Raw genomic sequence first — 21,073 nt, forward strand, 5'->3', positions numbered from 1 at the left:
ATCAACGTGATGCGGATGACGACGTTTGACGAAAACCTGGCAAAGGCGGCAGCCAAAGGCGACGCGAACGCGTTCGCCACCTTGTTGGCGCGCCACTATGATCTCGTCTTCCGATTGGCGTTTCGGCTGACCGGTCACGCGGACAGGGCCGAGGATCTGACGCAGGATATCTGTGCCGCTCTACCGGCCAAGATCAAGGGGTTTCGGGCACAGGCAAAGTTCACCACGTGGCTGTACCGCGTCGTGGTCAACGCGGCAGAAGATGCGCGACGGCGCCGGGCAAGCCATGAAAAAGCCGCGGCAGGGTGGGGCGATGTCGAACAAATGCGCCGCGCGGAGGCGGCAGAAACCACAGAAGCCATGGATTGGCTGCAACGGGCTATGCGGTCGCTGCCGCAGGAGCTGCAGGACACATTGGCACTGACGCTTGAGGATGAAATGACCCACGCCGAGGCGGCTCAGGTCCTGGGTGTCTCGGAAGGGACGATATCCTGGCGGATGTCGGATGTCCGCAAACGCCTGAAGGCAATGCGGCAAGAGGAGTTGGCGCAATGACCGACGATCTGGATGATCTCAAGGCGCTGATGGATGCGGCAACGCCCGCACCGGATGCCCGGCGCCGGGCTGAAAACCTGGCCATGGCGCAAAAAAAATTCTCCCGCGTCCAAGGATCGGGCAACGGGGCGCGTCCCACTGTCAAGCGAGGCCTCTTGGCCCGCATGACTGAAGGAGCGAAATCGATGTTGAATGCCCTCTCCCACCGTGGCGCGCTAACCGCGACCACCGCGATAGCCGCTGTTGCCCTGATCCTGATCGTACCGCAGGCGCAGGACCTCGTTGTCAATCCATTGTCCCGCAGCGAAAGCAACGCGTCATCTCCACAAGTGGGTTCAAAACCGGAGGCAGATATTGACCATGCTGTGCCCCAGCCCCTGCTAGAGGAGCCGATTGCCGATATCCCCGAGGCAGAGACCTTAGTGCCGCCGTCTGCAAAACCCGAGAGGGGCATGGCTGAGGCGCTCGTTGACGGTGTCGTCCTGGGATATGCGACCGGCGCGTCCGAACATTCTGCGAAACGCATGCTTGCACCGGTTGCCGAACAAGACCAAAACACAGAAACATTTTCCAACACCGAAACCAACCCGTTGAAGATCACCACTGACGATCCGGTCTCTACGTTTTCAATTGATGTGGATACGGCGTCCTATGGCATCGTCCGATCCTCTCTGATGAACGGTCGGCTGCCGTCCAAAGATGCGGTGCGGGTCGAAGAGATGGTGAACTATTTCCCCTACACTTATCCTGCTCCCGAAGGAGATGCGCCTTTCCGGCCGACGATCACGGTGACACCGACGCCCTGGAACGAGGGTACTCAGCTTGTGCATATCGGTATTCAGGGCGCGTTGCCGCAGATTGAAGATCGGCCGCCGCTGAACCTTGTTTTTCTGATCGATACGTCGGGGTCCATGCAGCAGCCGAACAAGTTGCCACTGCTCAAGCAATCCTTCCGCCTATTGTTGTCCGAGCTTCGTCCCGAAGATCAGGTCTCGATCGTGACATATGCCGGCAGTGCGGGTCAGGTTCTGGAGCCGACCACAGCGGCGGATCGGACCAAGATCATGAACGCCCTTGATCAGTTGCAGGCGGGTGGATCGACGGCCGGTCAGGCGGGGTTGCAGCAGGCTTATCAGGTTGCCGAGGCCATGGCAGATGACGGGGACGTCACGCGCGTGATCCTGGCGACGGATGGGGATTTCAATGTCGGTTTGTCGGACCCGGACGCGCTGAAGGATTTCATTGCCCGCAAACGGGACAGCGGAACCTATCTCAGCGTGCTTGGTTTTGGCCGGGGTAATCTGGATGACGCGACCATGCAGGCGCTGGCGCAATATGGAAACGGCCAGGCGGCCTATATCGATACGCTGGGCGAGGCGCGTAAAGTTCTGGTCGATCAACTGACCGGGGCGCTGTTCCCCATTGCCAATGACGTCAAGATACAGGTCGAGTTCAATCCTGCACAAATCGCTGAATACCGTCTGATCGGCTATGAAACCCGTGCCCTGCGGCGCGAGGACTTTTCAAACGATAAGGTGGACGCCGGAGATATCGGTGCGGGCCATAGCGTGACCGCCATCTACGAGGTGACGCCCACAGGCTCGGACGCCATTCGAAACGGACCGCTGCGCTATGCAAATGAAACCGCGCCGGACGGCTTGGATGAGATCGGGTTTTTCAAGTTGCGCTACAAGGTCCCGGGTGCCAGCCAAAGCCAGCTGATCGAGCAACCTATTCTGCTGGGGCAGGGGGTGCCGACCGATGATGTACGCTTTTCAACTGCGATTGCGGGGTTTGGCCAGTTGTTGCGCGGCGGTGAATATTTGGGCACCTGGTCCCACGACGACGCCATTTCACTGGCAAATGCAGCCAAAGGCGATGACCCGTTCGGCTACCGTGCGGAAGCCGTGACGCTGATGCGGCTGTCCGAGTCGCTGTCCGAGTAGTCTTTGGTGCAGGATCAGAATGCGCGGGGGTTGCTGGCCGCGTGATTGTTGATCCTGCGGACACTCCATTCCACGGCGTCGCGCATGGTTTTTCCCAGTGCGACGTCAAAAGCCTCGACCAGATCTGGCGTCTGGTCGCTGGCTGAGACGACAAATTCCTGGAACGAGTTCGAAGCGATGATCTTGTCGTCGAAATCATCGATGATCTTGATGTTCATCCGCACTTCGACACGCACGGTTTTGGTGTTTTCGGTATCGGCGACCACGATCCCCTGAAACTCGCGCAGATCAGGCACAATCACATAATCAGCGCGCAGACCGACTGTGGACCGACCCACTGCGGCTACCTTGTTGCTGTTTTCAAAGCTCTCCACCAAAAGGGCCTGAACGATCAACGGCGCACGGTCGACCCATCTGGCACGTGGAAGGTATTGGACCTGCAACGGGTTAGGCTGCACCGCAATCTGGTCGGTGTTGACGGCCGCCGTTGCCGTTGGCTCCTCGACGACGATCTGCTTGCTGATGCGCGGCAGCGATGACGAAAACGTGCTTTTGGGCGTCAGCAGATACAGATCGTTCGGCTTCGACGCCTGTTTCAGCGTGCCCAACCCCGTGCAACCGCCAAGCGCCCCGATCATCAGAGCCAGAGAGAGGCGTTTAATCATTGGCGAAACTCCGAAGCTTGTGTGCCCAGCAGGAAGCGCGCCGGGTCACGCTCGACCTTGTCGACCAGGCGATCCAGACTGATGACCAGACGCTGGGATTCCTCGATGAAGCGGACGAATTGCGGCAATCCGACCCGCAGGAAATCCGAGACCTGCCGGCGGTTGTCCTGCACGATGCCATCGATCGTTTCCAGCAATTCGGATGCGGATTTCGAGGCATTGAGAATGTCGTCAGATATCTTGTCGATCCGCTCCGTGACATTTGAAACTGTCTCCGCCACCTGATTGGCTGCGTTCCGAATGTCTTCCACGACGACCGAAACATCTTCGTCCATGACACGGTTGGCTGAATCAAAAGCACGCTCGGCCGAAGCGAGCGCCCCATTGGCCGTGTCCATTGTCGATGAGATCGTGGCCAAGGTCGAATTTGCGTTCAGCACCGTTTCCGAAATTACGCCCAGTGCCACGCTGCCCTCGTCAGACAGGCCGATCAGACGTTCGGCCAGTTGTGAGCCACGATCCAGGAACGGCTTGATGTCCTGCTTCAACACCTGATCGGCCGTGGCCAGAGTTGTCTTGGCCTCATCCAATGCGCCGACAGCTGAGTCTGAGGCGGTTTTTATGCTTTGCAGTGTGTCCGTGCCCGCCTTCAGGGTGGTGTCCGCGGTGTCTGCCAACTGGTCCAGCCGATCGGTAAACGCGCCGATGTTCTTTGCGGCTCCGCTGATGTCTTTTGAAAGGCTTTCGAAATCCGACAAAGTGTTATCCAGCCGCCCGGACGCTGACGCCAGATTGTTCAGAATATCCGAGACTGCCTTGCGGTTTTTTTCGTCCACCACGGCGCTCAGGTCTTCCAAAAGCACGATCGCCTGATCCAGAACCTTCGGGGCTCCTTCGAACAGTGACTGTATCGTGCTGCGCTTGCTTTTGATGACGCTGTTTTCCGGCAGCCGCTGCGCATTGACCGATCCCCCGGTCAGTTCGACATAGCCAACTCCCGTGACGCCAAGCGACTGAAGCTGGGCGACGGTTTCCGATGTTACGGGAATGTCGGCGTCCACCTCGAGCTTAACGCGGACTTTTGAGGGGTCACCCTCATCCAGCCTGAGTGAAACCACCTGACCAACGGGCAGACCATTGAAACTGACGCCGCCAGCGGCTGACAGACCTGACACGTTTTCGAACAGAACGTCGTAATAGGCGTATTGGCGATTGACCTCGAACTTGGCCAGCCACAGGAAAAACCCAAACACGCCCAGTATGCCCGCCAGGGTAAACGCTCCGATCAGGATATAGTTCGCCCGAGTTTCCATCGCCTCTACCTGTCCTGCCCCTTCTGTTGCGCTGCACGCGCGCGGGGGCCTGTGAAATACTCCTGCACCCAAGGATGATCTACTTTGACCATATCCTCAATCGGACCTTCAACCAGCACGCGTTTTTCTGCAAGCACGGCAATGCGGTCGCAAATCGCATAAAGGCTGTCCAGATCATGCGTTACCATGAAGACCGTCAGCCCAAGCGCCTGCTGCAATTCACCGATCAGATCGTCATAGGCAGCAGCCCCGATCGGGTCCAGCCCGGCCGTCGGCTCATCCAGAAACACGATCTCGGGGTCCAGTGCCAGAGCCCGTGCCAAAGCCGCGCGTTTGCGCATACCGCCTGATAACTCGGACGGAAACTTGCCGCAGCTCAGTTGTGGCAACCCGACAAGACTTATCTTCAGGCTTCCCAGTGCTTCCATCAGCTTTTCGCTGATCCCGGTGTGTTCACGCAGCGGGGTCATGACATTCTGCAGCACGCTGAGCGACGAAAACAAAGCCCCATCCTGAAAGGCCACCCCCCAGCGTTTTTCGATCCGTTGACGTTCTTCATCGGGTGCGTTCAGTACATCGACACCCAGAACCTCGATACTACCAGCGGCGGGTCTGTTCAGCCCCACAATGGTTCGCAACAGCACCGATTTCCCGGTGCCCGAACCACCGACGATGCCCAGTACCTCACCGCGCCAAACATCAAGATCCAGGCCGTCATGCACAACCTGTGGTCCGAACTGGTTTCTCAATCCGCGCACTCGGATTACCGCTTCGCGCTGCGTATTCGTCTGTTGGGATTTCTGAGGGGCCGTACCGTCCATGTCAGACCCCGATCTCGGAGAAGAAGATCGAAAACAGGGCGTCGATGGCGATCACCAAGAAAATGGACTGCACGACGGACGCGGTTGTTCTCTGGCCCACGCTTTGGGCTGATCCTTTCACCTGCATTGCCTGCCAGCAGGAAATGATGCCGATCACAAAGGCGAAAAACGGGGCCTTGATCAGTCCGACCGCCAGTTGCCAGACACCTGTGTTTTCCTTCAGGCGCGTCAGAAACATTCCCGGGCTGACACCAAGGTCGATCCAGCTCATCAACGCGCCGCCGATCAGGCCGGCCATGTCGGCGACGAAGCCGAGGATCGGCAACATGATCAACAGCGCCAGCACACGCGGTACCACCAGTACCTCAATCGGATCCAGGCCCAACGTGCGCATGGCGTCGATTTCTTCCTGTACCTTCATTGACCCGATAGACGCGGTAAAGGCCGAGCCGGACCGGCCCGCAACGATGATGGCCGTCAGCAGGATGCCCAGTTCCCGCAGAACCGAGATCGAGATCAGTTCGACCACAAAAATTTCGGCGCCGAACTGTTTGAGCTGCGTCGCCCCCTGAAACGCCAGAACCACGCCGATCAGGAAACCCATCAATCCAACAATTGGCAGGGCTTTGAAGCCGGTCTCCTCCATATGGGTGACCAATGCCGCGCGGCGCAGGCGCCATGGTTTCACCAGTGTCCGGGTCAGGCGGTGCAAAGTCAGCCCCGTGAATTCCAGAATCGACAGGGCATCTTTTCCTGCGCCAACGGTTTTCTCGCCCAGATGACCGACCCAGTCGACAAAGCTGCGGCGCCCCTCCACCGTGCTGGACTTTTCCGGCATGTTGCGGGATACGGTATCGATCAGCGCGGAATGAGCGGGAGAAGCGCCCAAAAACTGCGTTTCAGCCCCCGCAGCCTTGTATCGGCGCGCGAGATCGGCCACCAGCCATGCGCCGCCGGTATCCAGAGAGTCAACGGCTGACAGGTCCAAGATCACGTCTTTGCCTGACGTTGGCATCGCGACAAAGGCGCGCTCAATGTGTTCCAACGACTGAGTCACCAGATCACCGGCCACTGATATGCGCAGGCCGTCGCCGTTTTGCTCTGATGTGATCGTTGGCAGAGTCATGGGCGTATGTGATTGTAATTGCGCGGTCGCTGCAACGGCAATGTGCAGGGTCTTCCGGTTTTCGCGCGGCGCAATTGCGTCAGAGTGACAGTTTGGGATTCCATTGTGTCACGCAGCCGGTCCGCCCAAATCCAGCACGTCGTGCCGCCTGACACCACAGAGAGAAGCGCGTTTGCAACGTGGCCGCACCCAGCAAGGGCACTAACTCCTGAGTGCTGCACGCAACTCACGTTCCAGCGCGTCCAGAAACCGCGACCGGTCCGCTTTTCCAAACGGTTTTCCGCCGCCTCCCGAACCCAGGGGATTGGCGGCCCGCAGATCCGCCATCAGGTCCCGCATGGCAAGTTGCTGCCCGATATTGGCGGCAGTGAGCGCTTCGCCATTGGGGCGCAGAACCCGTGCGCCTGCTTCAACGCATTTCGCAGCCAAAGGAATGTCTGAAGTGATCACCACATCCCCCGGCCCGCACCGTTCGGCGATCCACTTGTCTGCCTCGTCGGCCCCTTCGGCGACGATGACGATCTGCACCAAGGGGTTCGCCGATGGACGATGTCCGCCGTTCGACACCAGCGCCATGGGCACCTTGTGCCGCGTGGCCACTCGTTCAGCCTCGGCCTTCACCGGGCAAGCATCGCCATCGACGTAAAGGGTTGTCACGCCTTTGTTGCCTCTTTCTTGGAGGGTTCAGTAGATTTCTTGCGGACCTTGAACTCTTCAGGGATGGGCATCCGGTTGAACGCGTCCAGACCGGCGATCTTGTAGGCCTCGGCCAGCGTCGGATAGTTGAACGTGTTCTGAACAAAGTAGTCCACCGTGCCTTTCAGGTTCAGCACCGCCTGTGCGATGTGGATCAGTTCGGTCGCACCTTCGCCGACGATCTGAACCCCCAGAACCCGGCGGGTTTTCAACGAGAACAGCATTTTCAACATGCCATGCTCGAGCCCCATGATATGCCCGCGCGAAGTCTCACGGAATCGCGCCACGCCGACTTCGTAGGGAATGCCGCGTTCCTGCAACTCTTCCTCGGACATGCCGCAGGTGGAAATCTCGGGGACAGAATAGATGCCGTATGGATACCAGGGGCTTTCCGGCAGTGTGGGCGTTTCGAGTGCGTGACAGGCGGCGACGCGGCCCTGTTGCAACGAGGTCGAGGCCAGCGACGGATGCCCGATCACATCGCCGGTGGCATAGATATGGGGCACAGCGGTCTGATAGGTTTTCCGATTCACTTCAATCCGGTTGCGATGGTCGGTTGCCAGCCCGACCGCGTCCAGATTAAGGGCCGAGGTCGCGCCCATGCGACCGGCGGCAAACAGCAGCATCTCGGCCCGAACGTGGCGTCCATTGTCCAGCGTGATCTCGACATGCCCGCCGGCATCCTCGATCTTTTCGACCGCCGAACCAAGACGAAGATCGACACCGTTTTCGCGAATCTGATGGGTGAAGTCGTGAATTAGGCGCTTGTCGATGAAGTCGAGGAACGTCTCGCGCGGTTCGATCAGAGTGACACGCACGTCCAGAGCCGAAAACATGGTGGCGTATTCCACACCGATAACCCCGGCACCGATCACGCAGAGTGAACGTGGAATTTCGGCCATCTCCAAAAACTCGTCGCCATCGACAACCGTTCTGCCGTTGAAGGGAACGTAATCGGGGCGATATGTTTTGGTGCCCGTGGCAATCAGAAATTTGGCGGCGGTCAGTCGCGTTGTTTCGCCCGCGTCGGTCGCAACTTCAAGCTCGTGCGGGCCGATGAATTTCGCCAGACCGTTCAGGGTCTCCACGTGGTTGCGGTTGAACTGGTGCTCCAGCACATCGACCTCGTGGTCCAAAGTCATGTGCAATCGCGCCTTCAGATCCTCGGCGCGGATCTGGTCCTTGACCCGGTAGGAGCGCCCGTAAAAGCTGCGCTCGCGCCAGCCGGACAGGTTCAGAACAGTTTCGCGCAAGGTCTTTGACGGGATTGTTCCAGTGTGAACGGAAACACCTCCCAACCGGTCCTTGCGGTCGATCACCAGAACACGGCGTTGCAGTTTGCCCGCCTGAATTGCCGCAGCACGACCCGAAGGGCCGGACCCGATGATGATCAGGTCATAGTCAAACTTGCTCATTCCTCAGTCTCCGTACAGGGCCTCGGCATGGAAGGTTATGTGGTCTTCCATGAATGTGGACACGAAGAAATACGAATGATCATAACTAGGTTGCAGGCGGCAGATCGCCTGTTGACGGCGCTCGGCGATGGCCTGCGCCAGCTTTTCCGGGCGCAGAAGATCGATGAACTGATCATCGGTTCCGGTATCGATTAGGATTGGGCCGTCAAAGCCCTTTTCCTTCATCAGCAAGGACGCATCATGTTTGGCCCAAACCGCTTCATCATCGCCCAGATAAGCGCCAAGCTGCTTGCGGCCCCAATCTGCGCCAGTCGGGTTGGAGATTGGTGCAAAAGCCGAAACCGACCGGAACCGGCCGGGCAGATTCATCGCCAGCGTCAACGCGCCATGCCCGCCCATGGAGTGACCGGTGATGGCTTGACGATCACTGTCGACGGCGAAGTTTTCAGCCAGCAGGGCGGGTAGTTCCTCGGCAACGTAGTCCCACATGTTGAAATGCGGTGCCCATGGGGTCTGGGTTGCGTTCACGTAGAAACCCGCGCCTTGGCCCAGATCATAGTCTTCGTGATCTGCGACGCCTTCGCCCCGGGGTGATGTGTCAGGAAATACCACGGCAATGCCCTGTTTCGCGGCCCAGGCCTGCGCACCGGCCTTGGTCATGGCGTTTTCGTGGGTGCAGGTCAGGCCAGACAGATACCACAGGACAGGAACCGGGCCGTCCTTGGCCTCGGCCGGCAAAAACAGCCCAAAGGTCATGTCACATTTGCACGCGGCTGAGGCATGGCGATAAACGCCCTGTACGCCGCCGAAACAGGCATTCTCGGAAAGGGTTTCCATCAGGTATTGTCCTCGTATTGGGTTCGACCCATGGCTAACGGTCACAGGCCCTGCCGTAAAGTGCAGGTGCCTTCGGCGAGAGTATTTTTCGAAAAGGTGAAGATCAGGGAGTGCCCACCCAGGCAATGACAAGCGGTATCGTCAGGATGCTGGTAATCGTCGACAACAAAATCGCGGCCGAGGCCCGATGCGGTGCGACCCCATAATGGGCTGCCAGCATATACACGTTGCCTGCAACAGGAAGGGCGGCAGCGGCGATTGCAACCGAAGCGGGGAAGGCGGCGACAGGGATCAGCCAGATCAGGGCAATGGCCACGCAGATCGGATGCGCAATCAGTTTGCAAAAGCTCAGCCAGGCGGCGATTTGCACGCGTTCGGCCGATTTGCCCGCCAAAGATGCGCCGATGGCAAACAACGCACCCGGTGTCGCCGCACCTCCGAGGATTGTCAGGAAGTCATTCAACGGCGCAGGCACGGGGACCTGCAGGGCTGACCATATCAAACCGGCAGAGATCGACACGATCATCGGGTTTTTCAGAAGACCCATGCCGATCAGTCGAAGGGTTGCGGGTTTCAGCGCACCGTCCCGTCCGCCATTGATCAGGATTACGATCAGCGACGAAAACACCACAAGGTCGACCGTCAGGACCAGCATGATAGGGCCGATCGCGGCCTGCCCGAACATCATCGCCAGCATAGGTAAACCCAGAAAGCCCACATTTCCGATGGCTGCGCATTGCGCCTCGACCGCGGCGGTCGGAACATCCAGACCACGCAGCCACGCCACAAACGTGGCCAGCAAGTAAACGGTGACAGTGCCGATCAGATATCCCAGTACCAGCCGTCCGTTGAAAATCTCGGCAAAGGGCAATGTGGCCGCAAATCGGAACAACATGGCCGACAGCGCGAAGTAGAAAACGAACTTGGTTAGATATGCGGTCGCTTCCTCGGAAAAAAACCGACTGCGCCCGGCCCAGTATCCCAGGCCGATAATCGCGAAGAAGGGCAGCGTGCGCAGGAAAATATCGACCATGGGCAGACTGGTAGCACGGATTTTCCGCGTCGCAAGCCTTCGGCGTATGAAGATCGAATTTTCGGAAAGGCTTGTTGTGCTTTTAGCGGGGAAATGGCACTCGGTTCGTTGCAATTGTCGGTTTGATCCGCTTGGAAATACGAGAATCGTTGTATCTGAACTGAACGGTTTATAAATTCAGGTCAGGCACCACTTCAGGAGAAGACATGACCCAAGCCGCCACAATTCTGCGCACAGGCCGGAAATTCGATCAGGTTCTGCGCGGCGCCCGAGAGGTTTTTTTGGCGGATGGGTTCGAGGGTGCAAGTGTCGACGACATAGCTCGGGTGGCCGGGGTTTCGAAGGCAACGTTGTACAGCTACTTCCCGGACAAAAGGCTGCTGTTCATGGAGGTCGCCCAAACCGAATGTACCCGCATGGCTGATCGTGTGGTTGCGATGGTGGACGACAGCAAACCGGCAAGGGAAGTGCTGACTATCGCAGCGACGCAGCTAACCGAATTTCTGGTTTCGGATATTGCCCAGCAAATGTTTCGGATCTGTGTTGCTGAACGTGACAGGTTCCCTGAGTTGGTTCGGGCGTTTTATGATGCGGGTCCCCGAAATGGTCAGTGCCAGTTGGCGGAGTATCTTGAGAAAGCGGTGTCCAAGGGAGAATTGGCCATCGACGATGTCCTTATCGCCGCCGAACAATTTTCGGAGTTGTGCAAGGTGCGGATCTGGACCCGGGCGATTTTTGGTTTTCAGAAAAGCTTCACCCGGGCCGAGATCGATGAAGTCGCGCAGCAGGCCGTTGACATGTTCATGGCGCGCTACGGGGCCTGACTTACACACAATTTCACAAAGATTCTGATGCCGACGCGGAGGTGTATTCCGCAATCCAATTTACTGAAACTGCATTTGATGTCGCGCAAAGACATCGGACTCCTCGATAGGGATAACCGGAAGGCATTTCCGGAAAACCAAGTTTGCAGCAGCCTGCCAGTTGACAATGGATATTGTATTTTGGATACATTGCTGAGACAGATCGCATCGACCTGTGCTGTCACTGAATGCTCTGACGACAATGAGCCCTGCGATTGTCTTGAGAAGTCCATTTCTGGGAGAAATTCATGAAACTCAAATTGCTGGCCGCAACCACGGCGATTGCCCTGACGGGTGCCGTGGCGCAGGCTAACACTCTGGTCTATTGCTCTGAGGGATCACCTGAGGGGTTCGACCCGGCGCTGTTTACTGCCGGAACAACCTTTGATGCCTCTTCGCACCCGATCTATAACCGACTGCTCGAGTTTGAAACCGGCACGACAAATGTGATCCCCGGTCTGGCCGAAAGTGTCGAGGCCAGCGATGATGGTCTGGTCTATACATTCAAACTGCGTCAGGGCGTGAAATTCCATTCCAATGACGAGTTCACCCCGACCCGTGATTTCAACGCGGATGACGTGATATTCTCGTTCATGCGCCAGAAAGAAGAAAGCCACCCCTATAATCAGGTCTCGGGCGGCGCCTGGGAGTATTTCCAGGGTATGGGTATGCCGGATCTGGTCGAGTCGGTGGAAAAGATCGACGACTATACGGTGAAATTTACACTCTCCAAGCCTGAAGCGCCGTTTGTGGCCAACATGGCGATGGATTTCGCCTCGATCCTGTCGGCGGAATATGCGGACGCGATGATGGCGGCCGGGACACCTGAAAAGCTGAACACAGCGCCCATCGGCACCGGACCGTTCTCGTTCGTGGCCCATCAGAAGGACGCGGTGATCCGTTATGCTCAGAATGCCGATTACTGGAAAGACCCGGCTCAGGTCGAAAACCTGATTTTCGCAATCACTCCGGACGCGTCGGTAAGCTATCAGAAACTGAAAGTGGGCGAATGCCACGTGATGCCGTATCCGAACCCTGCCGATATTCACGCGATGAAGGATGACGCCGACATCAACATGATGGAGCAGGAAGGTCTGAACGTTGGTTATCTGGCCTACAACACCACCATGGCGCCGTTCGACAATCCGAAGGTGCGCAAGGCGCTGAACATGGCGATCGACAAGCAGGCGATCATCGACGTGGTCTTCCAGGGCTCGGGCCAAGCGGCCAAGAACCCGATCCCGCCAACCATGTAGGGCTATAACGATGCCATCGAAGACGACGCCTATGACCCGGAAGCGGCCAAGGCGATGCTGGAAGCTGAAGGCGTGTCTGATCTGTCGATGAAGGTCTGGGCGATGCCTGTGCAGCGTCCCTACAACCCGAATGCACGTCGTATGGCCGAGCTGATCCAAGAAGACTTTTCCAAGGTCGGTGTGGACGTCGAAATCGTGTCCTACGAATGGGGCGAGTACCTGTCGCGCTCGAAAGAGCTGAACCGGGATGGCGCGGTTCTGCTGGGTTGGACAGGTGACAATGGCGACCCGGACAATTTCCTGGCCGTGCTGCTGGGCTGTGACGGTCGCGAAGCGTCCAACCGCGCACAATGGTGCCACGAGCCCTTCGAAGAACTGATCCAGAAAGCCAAGCAAAGCACTGATCAGGCCGAGCGTTCCAAACTGTACGAAGACGCGCAGGTGGTCTTCAAGGATCAGGCGCCGTGGGCAACCATCGCACATTCGGTTGTCTACATGCCGATGAGCAACAAGGTGCAGGGTTACAAGGTGCACCCGCTGGGCGGCCACATCTTCTATGGTGTGAGCGTCGAATAAACCACCACTCACTTGTCAGAGCCGCCCGATTTGGCGGCTCTGGCTTTCTTGCTATTGGAGACTGGCCGGAATGCCGGATTTGTCCGAATACAGCCAACTGGCACGCGATATGTCAGTTGATGCCGTGGCGCTGGTGCCCGGCCCGAATTTCACCCGCGCGCTGGGCAAGGCTTTCATGAGTCACGAACGCCCCTTTCTGGTTGTGATCCCCGCAAACGGTGAACCGGCAGCTATCGTACCCAACCTTGAACTTGGTTCGTGGGAACTGGTCGGATTTGATGGCGCTGTGTACGACTGGTTCGATCAGACCGGTTATGATGGTGCTTTTGCGGCGCTGGCCGATCACATGCCGCTGTCGTCCGTGGCGGTGGAAGGTCAGGTCATGCGAGTGTTTGTGTCCAAAGCGCTGACCCGCGCAATGCCGAACCTGAAGATCGTGGATGGCGAGCGTGAGATTTCAGGGTTGCGGATCGTCAAGACCGACGATGATATCGCGGCTTTGCAGGCGGCCATTGATGTTTCCGAACGCGCGTTGGAGCAGGTCATCGCGAATGTGCGCATAGGCCAGACCGAAAAGCAGGTTGAGCAGGCGCTGATACAGGCATTGTTCGCCGAAGGGGCAGAGTCGCTGGCATTCAACCCAATCGTGGCAGCCGGGGACAATTCGGCCCGTCCGCATGGCAAGGCGCGTGCGGATTACAAGATACAGTCAGGAGATGCGCTGCTGTTCGACTTCGGGGCCCGCAAGCGCGGCTTCGCAGCGGATATCACACGTACTTTTTTTGTGGGTGAGGTCTCGGACGAGGGCAGGGCGGTTTATGACACTGTGCTGCGTGCAAATCTGAAGGGTTTCGAAATGTGCCGTCCAGGCGTGACCGCTCATGACATAGATGACGCGGTAATAGGCGTGCTTGAGGCTTCGCCATTTGCCGACCGTATCCGCACAAAGACAGGCCACGGGCTGGGTCGCGATGTGCATGAGGCCCCCTATATCATGCGCGGCAACGATCAGGTGATCCGTGCTGGCATGGTGTGGACCAATGAGCCGGGGCTTTATGAACTGGACAATTTCGGTGTGCGCATTGAAGATGACGTACTGGTGACGGATGACGGTTGCCGGTCATTGACCAGCTTTCCCAAGGATCTCAGAATCATAGGTCGCTGATGTTTGGCTATTTTCTCACCCGTCTGGGTATGTTCATCCCAACCTTTCTGGGTGTGACGCTGATTTCCTTCATGTTCATCCGGGTTCTTCCGGGCGATCCCATCATTGTCATGGCAGGTGAACGCGGCATGACCGAGGAACGCTATCAGGAAATGGTCGAGAAGCTGGGCTGGGCGAAAGCTTTGTCACCAAAAAACCAGTCTGGGATGAGTTCTTTGCCCTGTTCCCGGCAACTCTGGAATTGTCGCTCTGCGCGATGATATTTGCGGTTGTCCTTGGGCTGCCGGCGGGCGTTATTGCGGCGGTAAACCGGGGCAAGTTCTTTGACCGGGCACTGATGTCCTCGGCTCTGGTGGGTTATTCAATGCCCATCTTCTGGTGGGCGCTGCTGCTGATCATCGTTTTTTCCGGCAATCTGGGCTGGACACCGGTCTCGGGGCGGATTGATCTGCTGTATTACTTCCCAAGTGTCACGGGGTTCATGCTGATCGACAGTCTGTTGTCCGGTCAGTCGGGTGCGTTTGGATCAGCCGTGCGACACCTGATCCTGCCGACGATCGTTCTGGGTACGATCCCCCTGGCGGTGATTGCCCGGCAGACACGTTCCGCGATGCTGGAAGTTCTGGGCGAAGACTATATCCGAACGGCTCGTGCCAAGGGTCTGTCTCCGGCTCGGATCAACGGGCTGCATGCCTTGCGCAACGCATTGATTCCGGTGGTTACGGTGATCGGTCTGTCCGTCGGCACCTTGTTGGCCGGTGCGATCCTGACCGAGACGATCTTTAGCTGGCCGGGCATCGGCAAGTGGATGGTCGACAGCATTTTCCGCCGTGACTATCCGGTGGTGCAGGGCGGTCTGCTGATGATTGCGGTGATCGTGATGCTTGTGAACCTGCTGGTCGATGTCCTTTACGGCATCATCAACCCCAAGATCCGGAGGCGGTGATGGCCGAGCTTTCCGCAACCCAACCCAAATCCGAAAGCCGCCCCAGCGCACTGCGTGAGTTCTGGTATTATTTTAGCGAAAACTGAGGCGCGGTCATCGGTTTGTGGGTCTTTGCCATCTTTGTCTTTTGTGCAACCTTCGCGCCCCTGTTGGCCCCGTATGACCCGACCGAGCAATTCCGCGAACACATCCTGCAACCTCCCGCCTGGCAAGAGGGCGGTAGCTGGGCTTTCCCGTTGGGTACAGACCCACTCGGCCGGGACATGCTGTCACGGTGATCATGGGGTCACGTTATTCCTTCTTTGTGGGGATTGTCGTGGTCTGTGTCGCAGTGTCGGGCGGGGTGATGATCGGATTGCTGTCAGGGTTCGCACCGAAATGGGTGGACACTTTGATCATGCGGGTGATGGACATCATTCTGGCCTTCCCGTCATTGCTGTTGGCTCTGGTTCTGGTTGCCATCCTCGGGCCGTCACTAACCAATGCGATGATCGCTATCGCCATCGTGTTCCAGCCGCATTACGTGCGTCTGACCCGGGCTTCGGTTTTGGCGGAACGCCAGAAAGACTATGTCACTTCCGCCCGGGTGGCCGGAGCGGGCAAAGCGCGGCTGATGTTCATCACGGTGCTGCCCAATTGCCTTGCGCCGATCATCGTGCAGGCGGCGCTGTCGTTTTCAACGGCCATACTGGATGCGGCCGCTCTTGGCTTTCTGGGCATGGGCGCACAGCCGCCAACACCGGAATGGGGCACCATGCTTGCCGAAGCGCGCGAATTCATTCTGCGCGCTTGGTGGGTGGTAACTTTTCCGGGTCTGGCCATCCTGATCACGGTACTTGCCATCAACCTGATGGGCGATGGGTTGCGCGACGCGCTGGACCCGAAACTGAAACGGAGCTGATCGCATGAGCCTTTTGCAGATCCGCAATCTGACAGTGGAATTCGCTACCGCCTCGGGCAAGTTCCGCGCCGTCGACGGTGTCGACCTGTCGGTCAACAAGGGCGAGTTGCTGGCCATCGTGGGTGAAAGCGCTTCTGGCAAATCGATGTCGATGCTGGCTCTGATGGGCCTGTCGCCGTGGACAGCGACAATCACGGCTGATGAGATGAGCTTTGAAGGGCGCGATCTTGTCGGTATTTCGGCCCGCGAACGGCGCAAGATCATCGGCAAGGATATGGCGATGATCTTTCAGGAGCCAATGTCATCGCTGAATCCTTGTTTCACGGTCGGCCCCCAGATCAAAGAAGCGCTGCGCATCCATCTTGGACTGAATCGCAAGGAACGGCACGAACGCGCGATCGAACTGTTCGATCAGGTGGGTATTCCCGCTCCGGCCAGCCGTCTGAACACGTTTCCGCACCAGATGTCCGGTGGTATAAATCAGCGTGTCATGATCGCGATGGCCATCGCTTGTAAGCCCAAGCTTCTGATTGCGGATGAGCCGACCACGGCGCTGGACGTGACCATTCAGGCGCAGATCCTCGATCTGCTGGTCCGGTTGCGGGACGAGCAGGACATGGGGCTGGTTCTGATCACCCACGACATGGGTGTGGTGGCAGAAACCGCCGAGCGGGTTCAGGTTCAATATGCCGGGCAGAAGGTCGAGGAACAGCCGGTGGGCGATCTGTTCCGCACGCCGCGCCACCCCTATACTTCGGCTTTGCTGAGCGCTCTGCCTGAACGGGCGACGTCCAAAACGCTGCCAACAATTCCCGGCGTGGTGCCGGGGTAGTTCGACCGGCCCAAGGGTTGCCTTTTCGGCCCGCGTTGCCGTTTCGCCGACGAAACCTGTGTCCAGACACCCCCGACACCGCATGGTGACGCATTCGGCAAGGCGAGATGCCATCATGTCGAAAAGATTGCAGCCGGAGAAATCGCATGACTGCACCTATCGTACGGGCGACCGCGCTTGCGCGTTTCTACACCGTCAAGGGCGGGCTGTTGTCAAGACCGGCAACGGTCAAAGCCTTGTCTGGGGTCGATTTTGATCTGAAACCCGGAAAAACACTGGCCGTTGTCGGCGAATCGGGATGCGGAAAGTCAACTCTGGCCCGGCTGGTAACGATGATCGAAGAGCCGACTTCGGGAAGTCTGACAATTGACGGGGTCGACATAACACCGTCGACATGGGCGCAAATGCGCGAAACGGTGCAGATCGTGTTTCAGGATCCATACGGCTCCTTGAACCCGCGTCAGAGGATCGGTCAGATCCTTCAGGAGCCATTGATGATCAACCGACCCGATATGTCCGCTGCGGATCGCGAAGCCAGCGCGCGGAAAATGATCGAGATGGTTGGCCTGCGACCAGAGCACTATGATCGTTATCCTCACATGTTCTCGGGTGGTCAGCGTCAGCGGATCGCCATTGCCCGCGCATTGATGCTGAACCCCAAGGTTCTGGTGCTGGATGAGCCGGTTTCGGCACTGGACGTTTCCATTCAGTCGCAAATCCTGAACCTTCTGGTGGATTTGCAGCAGAGGCTGAACCTGGCTTACCTGTTCATTTCTCACGACCTTTCGGTTGTCAGGCATTTTGCTGATGACGTGATTGTCATGTATCTGGGCCGTGCGGTCGAAAAAGCCCCCAAAGAGCAGCTGTTCGCCGCCCCGCGTCATCCCTATTCCAAGGCGCTGTTGTCCACGACACCCCGGGCCGACCCGGATGCCCGCAAGGAAAGGATCAAGCTGGAGGGGGAACTGCCGTCACCGATGAACGTTCCAAAAGGTTGCGCATTTGCCCAGCGATGCTGGCTGGCAACTGACCAGTGCCGAGCGGCTCCACCGGGTCTGCGCGGTACTGACCATCAGGTCGCCTGTCTTTATCCTTTGTCCTGATCTGTCAGCGGTCTTCGGCTGCACGTCTGGCCACGACCATTTCCAATAGCTGATCCTTGGTGCGCTGAATATGTCTGGTCAGCAGATCGCATGCTTCGTCTGCGCGACCTTCGCGTGCCAGAGTTAACAGTTTCTGATGGTCCTTTTTGGCGGGCTCGCGCTGCTCCATGACGCTCAGATGCAGCCGGACATATCGGTCTGACTGACGATTGACCCGTTGCAGGATTTCGTTCGTCAGCGCACGCCCCGCGGCGGCGTAAAGGGCCATGTGATATTGATAATTCAGATTGCCCCACCGCCCGACATCATAGGCGTCATATGACTTTTCCATCTCATCCAGCAGTTTTTCGCATTTTGAAAAATCAGCATCGGTCATATGTGGAATTGCGCGCTTGAACAAATCGACCTCCATCAAAACGCGCAGGTCGAAAATTTCACCAATCTCGGACAGCGAATGCCTGGTGACGGACGCGCCCCGGTTGTTGGTCAACTGTACCAGCCCTTCGGCGTCGAGCCGTTTTAGCGCTTCGCGAATGGGCATGCGGGATACGTCGTACTCTTCCGCCAGCGCTTCCTGCCTGATTGTTTCACCCTCGGTCATTTCACCGCTCAGAATTCTTTCGCGCAGATCGTTGGTGATGACATCTGGTAGGCTTTGTCTTGGAATTGCGCGCGTTTGGGGCATTGCTTGATCTCGAACTTGGGTGATTTTGTATCCAAAATACAAAATGGGCGCTGAATTTCAAAGAGGTTTTACGGCCAGGTGTTTCAGGTAACAAAATGTTGGCCTCAGGAGGTCGGCGATTAGATGGCCGCAAACGATGCAATCGATCTCTTCACCTTTGCCGGTGGATCAGTAACCCTTGGTGAGAACGGAGTAGAGCCCTTGCCTGTGCCGCGCGGCTGCAGCGTCTTCTTCGTTCTTCAGGCGGTCTGCGGCCATGTCTTGCTCGGCGATGGGAATTTCGTGCACTGGCTGGCCCGAGGCGCGCGCCAGTACAAAGGCTTTAGCGCATTTTTCCAGCAACTCGGCGTTCAGCAACAACCTTTCAAGGCCTGTTCCGAAGCAAAACGTAGTATCGTTGCAGACAAAGGCGTTGTTTTGTCCTGCGATAGCAGGGATCAGAAGGTTATCGTCGCTTGAGATGCCGAGACAAGGAACAGAGCGTCCCAATCGGATCATCTGTTCATCGAAAACTGAGGGCATTGTGGCGCGCATCTCATGCATGGCGCGGGTCCAGATCAGATCGAACTGCAACACCGCGCCGACATCGGGACGCGCCGCGTAGATACGCGCATGCGTGGTTCCGGATGCTTCGATTTCGCTGCGACTGAACGAGCCGTCCGTATGTACGCTGACCGTCGCATTCTCGTCAGGTACCCGCATCGACATCATATCGCCGGATTGCAGCAAGCCTTTGGCCGCCAAGCGAGACGCAGCCAACTGCAATTGGTGTTCGACGTCCACATTGCGGGTCATGACATGAGCCCTTGTTCGTGGACCATGCTCAGCGTTTCAGATACCAACTGACGAGTCATCTCAGGCAATTCATTGGAATTCCGGATCAAAGCAGCAAGGTATTGCGCGGCGGCAAATTCGATCGCAGCCACCAATTCCGCGCCTTTTTCCAGAGATGAGGCCGAAGCGATGACACCATGGCTGGCAAGAAGGTAACAAAACACATTCGGGCGCAAAGCCTGTTTCAAGGTGTTGACCAGTTCTTTGGTGCCGGAGAACTGGTATTCCGCGAGCCCGACGTGATCCCCGTGCAGATCTGTTTCCGTGCCTTCTGGCCACTCAAGTCGCTGATGCAGCAGTGCAACGGCACTTGCCACTGGTTGATGCGTGTGAATGCAGGCTTGGCGGCCGGGGAATGCATGGTGCAATTGCGCGTGCATCGCTTTTTCAATGGAGGCCGGTTTGGTTCCATCCACTTGTTCCAAAGTATCCAGCCTCAGCACCGCGATGTCTTCCGGTGTAAGCGACGGATATTCCGTAGCGGACGGTGTGATTGCAAATAGTTCATCACTCAGACGCAAGGAGGCATTGCCGCCGGTGCCCGCAAGATACCCTTCACCGGCTAGGTGCAAACAGGTTTTGATTACCGATTGGCGTTGCTGCTCGAATTCAACCATATCCGCTCTCCACTGGCAGGCTCAGTTGGAAAACTGACGGCGCTTAGCGGCCCTGATTTCCCGGGCCTGTTGTTCCTGCCCTGTCCGAAACGACGTTTCCACAAAGTCCATATGGTTTCGCGCGGCGGCCTCGGCCCTGTCCGGGTCGCCATCCAGAATAGCCTGCGCAATGTCCTTGTGCTGTTGCAACAGCACTTCTCCGGTCCCGTCCATCGTGCGCAAAAACCTTCGATTGTAGAATACGCCCTGGCGCGTCAGATCGTAGATCGAGGCCATCATATGAATAAGGGTCGTGTTCTGGCTGGCGTCGACCACGGCGGTGTGCAGGCGAAAATCAGCTTCCTGGCTGGCGTCGGTATCATCTTCTTCCCAGGCTTTCTGCATTTCCGCGATAATGTCCGAGATGCGTTCCTTGTCGGATTGTGTCGCGCGCTGCGCCGCAAGCCGGCTGGCAAAGGCTTCCTGTTCGCGTCGGTATTCAAGATAGTCATAGAATGCGCCGCCATGACGGGCGTAAAGCGACAGCAGTGCGGGTGACATAGCCCGTCCGGTCAGAGGCGCGATAAATGTCCCTTCGCCGTGACGGACAGTTACCAGCCCCTGTTGCTCCAGAGTTTGCAACGCCTCCCGCAGCTTTGGGCGCGATACGCCCATCGCTTCAGCAAGGTCCCGTTCCGATGGTAATCTGCGCCCTTCCTTGAGGATGCCGTCGACGATCATCGTCTCGATTTGTTCGACCACCGCGTCGGCGATTGATTCGTGGCCGACAGGTTCAAAAGGCCCGCTGGTGCTCAATTCTTTTCCTCGCTTGCCGGAAATCACAAAAATCCAGTTGTCTTTAAAATTTACCACTGAAGGTCTGTAATGCAAGGAAAAATACCCAAAAAT

Annotated in this window: 17 protein-coding genes and 4 pseudogenes; 9 read left to right on the plus strand and 12 right to left on the minus strand. The window is 57.6% G+C overall.

Annotated elements, in window-relative coordinates; translation table 11 throughout:
* Positions 1 to 15 precede the first annotated feature (15 nt).
* Complete coding sequence (locus ACR0FE_RS11945; protein ID WP_480912878.1) at positions 16 to 555, plus strand: RNA polymerase sigma factor; 540 nt, start codon at positions 16 to 18, stop codon at positions 553 to 555.
* A complete protein-coding gene (locus tag ACR0FE_RS11950) occupies positions 552 to 2,501 on the plus strand; it encodes a vWA domain-containing protein (RefSeq protein WP_480912879.1) in 1,950 nt (649 codons plus the stop codon). Before ACR0FE_RS11945 ends, ACR0FE_RS11950 begins: the two co-directional genes overlap by 4 nt.
* Before the next feature lie 14 nt (positions 2,502 to 2,515).
* Here ACR0FE_RS11950 and ACR0FE_RS11955 read toward each other — a convergent pair whose 3' ends face one another.
* The 8 genes from ACR0FE_RS11955 to ACR0FE_RS11990 all read right to left on the minus strand — a co-directional run bounded on the left by ACR0FE_RS11955 (position 2,516) and on the right by ACR0FE_RS11990 (position 10,407).
* Entirely contained in the window at positions 2,516 to 3,166 is a 651-nt protein-coding gene (locus ACR0FE_RS11955; RefSeq protein ID WP_170611356.1) for an ABC-type transport auxiliary lipoprotein family protein, read from the minus strand.
* Complete coding sequence (locus ACR0FE_RS11960) at positions 3,163 to 4,479, minus strand: MlaD family protein (RefSeq protein ID WP_170611354.1); 1,317 nt, start codon at positions 4,477 to 4,479, stop codon at positions 3,163 to 3,165. The genes ACR0FE_RS11955 and ACR0FE_RS11960 overlap by 4 nt, the downstream gene beginning before the upstream one ends.
* Positions 4,480 to 4,484: 5 nt before the next feature.
* Positions 4,485 to 5,300 (minus strand): ABC transporter ATP-binding protein, encoded by an 816-nt coding sequence (locus ACR0FE_RS11965; RefSeq protein ID WP_480912880.1) that lies wholly within the window; start codon positions 5,298 to 5,300, stop codon positions 4,485 to 4,487.
* A 1-nt stretch (position 5,301) separates the two neighbouring features.
* Positions 5,302 to 6,426, minus strand: coding sequence for an MlaE family lipid ABC transporter permease subunit (locus ACR0FE_RS11970; protein ID WP_480912881.1), 1,125 nt, complete (start codon positions 6,424 to 6,426; stop codon positions 5,302 to 5,304).
* A 201-nt stretch (positions 6,427 to 6,627) separates the two neighbouring features.
* A complete protein-coding gene (locus tag ACR0FE_RS11975; protein ID WP_480912882.1) occupies positions 6,628 to 7,083 on the minus strand; it encodes a YaiI/YqxD family protein in 456 nt (151 codons plus the stop codon).
* Complete coding sequence (sthA, locus tag ACR0FE_RS11980) at positions 7,080 to 8,537, minus strand: Si-specific NAD(P)(+) transhydrogenase (protein WP_170611346.1); 1,458 nt, start codon at positions 8,535 to 8,537, stop codon at positions 7,080 to 7,082. Before sthA ends, ACR0FE_RS11975 begins: the two co-directional genes overlap by 4 nt.
* A gap of 3 nt (positions 8,538 to 8,540) precedes the next feature.
* Positions 8,541 to 9,374 carry an S-formylglutathione hydrolase gene (gene fghA, locus ACR0FE_RS11985; protein ID WP_480912883.1) on the minus strand — a complete coding sequence of 278 codons (834 nt, stop codon included), beginning with the start codon at positions 9,372 to 9,374 and terminating at the stop codon, positions 8,541 to 8,543.
* Positions 9,375 to 9,477: 103 nt separating this feature from the next.
* Positions 9,478 to 10,407, minus strand: coding sequence for an AEC family transporter (locus ACR0FE_RS11990; protein WP_480912884.1), 930 nt, complete (start codon positions 10,405 to 10,407; stop codon positions 9,478 to 9,480).
* A gap of 206 nt (positions 10,408 to 10,613) precedes the next feature.
* On the opposite strand from ACR0FE_RS11990, the gene ACR0FE_RS11995 reads away from it, so the two are divergent.
* The 7 genes and pseudogenes from ACR0FE_RS11995 (at position 10,614) to ACR0FE_RS12025 (ending at position 18,049) form a co-directional block, all read left to right on the plus strand.
* Positions 10,614 to 11,231 (plus strand): TetR/AcrR family transcriptional regulator, encoded by a 618-nt coding sequence (locus tag ACR0FE_RS11995; protein ID WP_170611340.1) that lies wholly within the window; start codon positions 10,614 to 10,616, stop codon positions 11,229 to 11,231.
* Positions 11,232 to 11,518: 287 nt separating this feature from the next.
* A pseudogene (locus tag ACR0FE_RS12000) lies at positions 11,519 to 13,102 on the plus strand (ABC transporter substrate-binding protein).
* 70 nt (positions 13,103 to 13,172) lie between these two features.
* Complete coding sequence (locus ACR0FE_RS12005) at positions 13,173 to 14,267, plus strand: M24 family metallopeptidase (RefSeq protein WP_170611338.1); 1,095 nt, start codon at positions 13,173 to 13,175, stop codon at positions 14,265 to 14,267.
* Positions 14,267 to 15,213: pseudogene (locus tag ACR0FE_RS12010) on the plus strand (ABC transporter permease subunit). Before ACR0FE_RS12005 ends, ACR0FE_RS12010 begins: the two are co-directional and overlap by 1 nt.
* Positions 15,213 to 16,114, plus strand: a pseudogene (locus tag ACR0FE_RS12015) (ABC transporter permease subunit). The pseudogenes ACR0FE_RS12010 and ACR0FE_RS12015 overlap by 1 nt, the downstream one beginning before the upstream one ends.
* Positions 16,115 to 16,118: 4 nt before the next feature.
* Positions 16,119 to 17,096 (plus strand): annotated as a pseudogene (locus tag ACR0FE_RS12020) (ABC transporter ATP-binding protein).
* Positions 17,093 to 18,049 carry a dipeptide ABC transporter ATP-binding protein gene (locus ACR0FE_RS12025; protein WP_480912885.1) on the plus strand — a complete coding sequence of 319 codons (957 nt, stop codon included), beginning with the start codon at positions 17,093 to 17,095 and terminating at the stop codon, positions 18,047 to 18,049. The pseudogene ACR0FE_RS12020 and the gene ACR0FE_RS12025 overlap by 4 nt, the downstream one beginning before the upstream one ends.
* A gap of 4 nt (positions 18,050 to 18,053) precedes the next feature.
* On the opposite strand, the gene ACR0FE_RS12030 is transcribed toward ACR0FE_RS12025, so the two are convergent.
* The 4 genes from ACR0FE_RS12030 to ACR0FE_RS12045 all read right to left on the minus strand — a co-directional run bounded on the left by ACR0FE_RS12030 (position 18,054) and on the right by ACR0FE_RS12045 (position 20,980).
* Positions 18,054 to 18,734 (minus strand): GntR family transcriptional regulator, encoded by a 681-nt coding sequence (locus ACR0FE_RS12030; RefSeq protein ID WP_480813568.1) that lies wholly within the window; start codon positions 18,732 to 18,734, stop codon positions 18,054 to 18,056.
* 168 nt (positions 18,735 to 18,902) lie between these two features.
* Complete coding sequence (locus ACR0FE_RS12035) at positions 18,903 to 19,529, minus strand: class II aldolase/adducin family protein (protein WP_480912886.1); 627 nt, start codon at positions 19,527 to 19,529, stop codon at positions 18,903 to 18,905.
* Complete coding sequence (locus ACR0FE_RS12040; RefSeq protein ID WP_480912887.1) at positions 19,526 to 20,185, minus strand: class II aldolase/adducin family protein; 660 nt, start codon at positions 20,183 to 20,185, stop codon at positions 19,526 to 19,528. The genes ACR0FE_RS12035 and ACR0FE_RS12040 overlap by 4 nt, the downstream gene beginning before the upstream one ends.
* Positions 20,186 to 20,206: 21 nt before the next feature.
* Positions 20,207 to 20,980 carry a FadR/GntR family transcriptional regulator gene (locus ACR0FE_RS12045; protein WP_170611327.1) on the minus strand — a complete coding sequence of 258 codons (774 nt, stop codon included), beginning with the start codon at positions 20,978 to 20,980 and terminating at the stop codon, positions 20,207 to 20,209.
* Between the last annotated feature and the right edge of the window lie 93 nt (positions 20,981 to 21,073).

It is taken from the genome of Ruegeria sp. K7, from assembly GCF_056531785.1.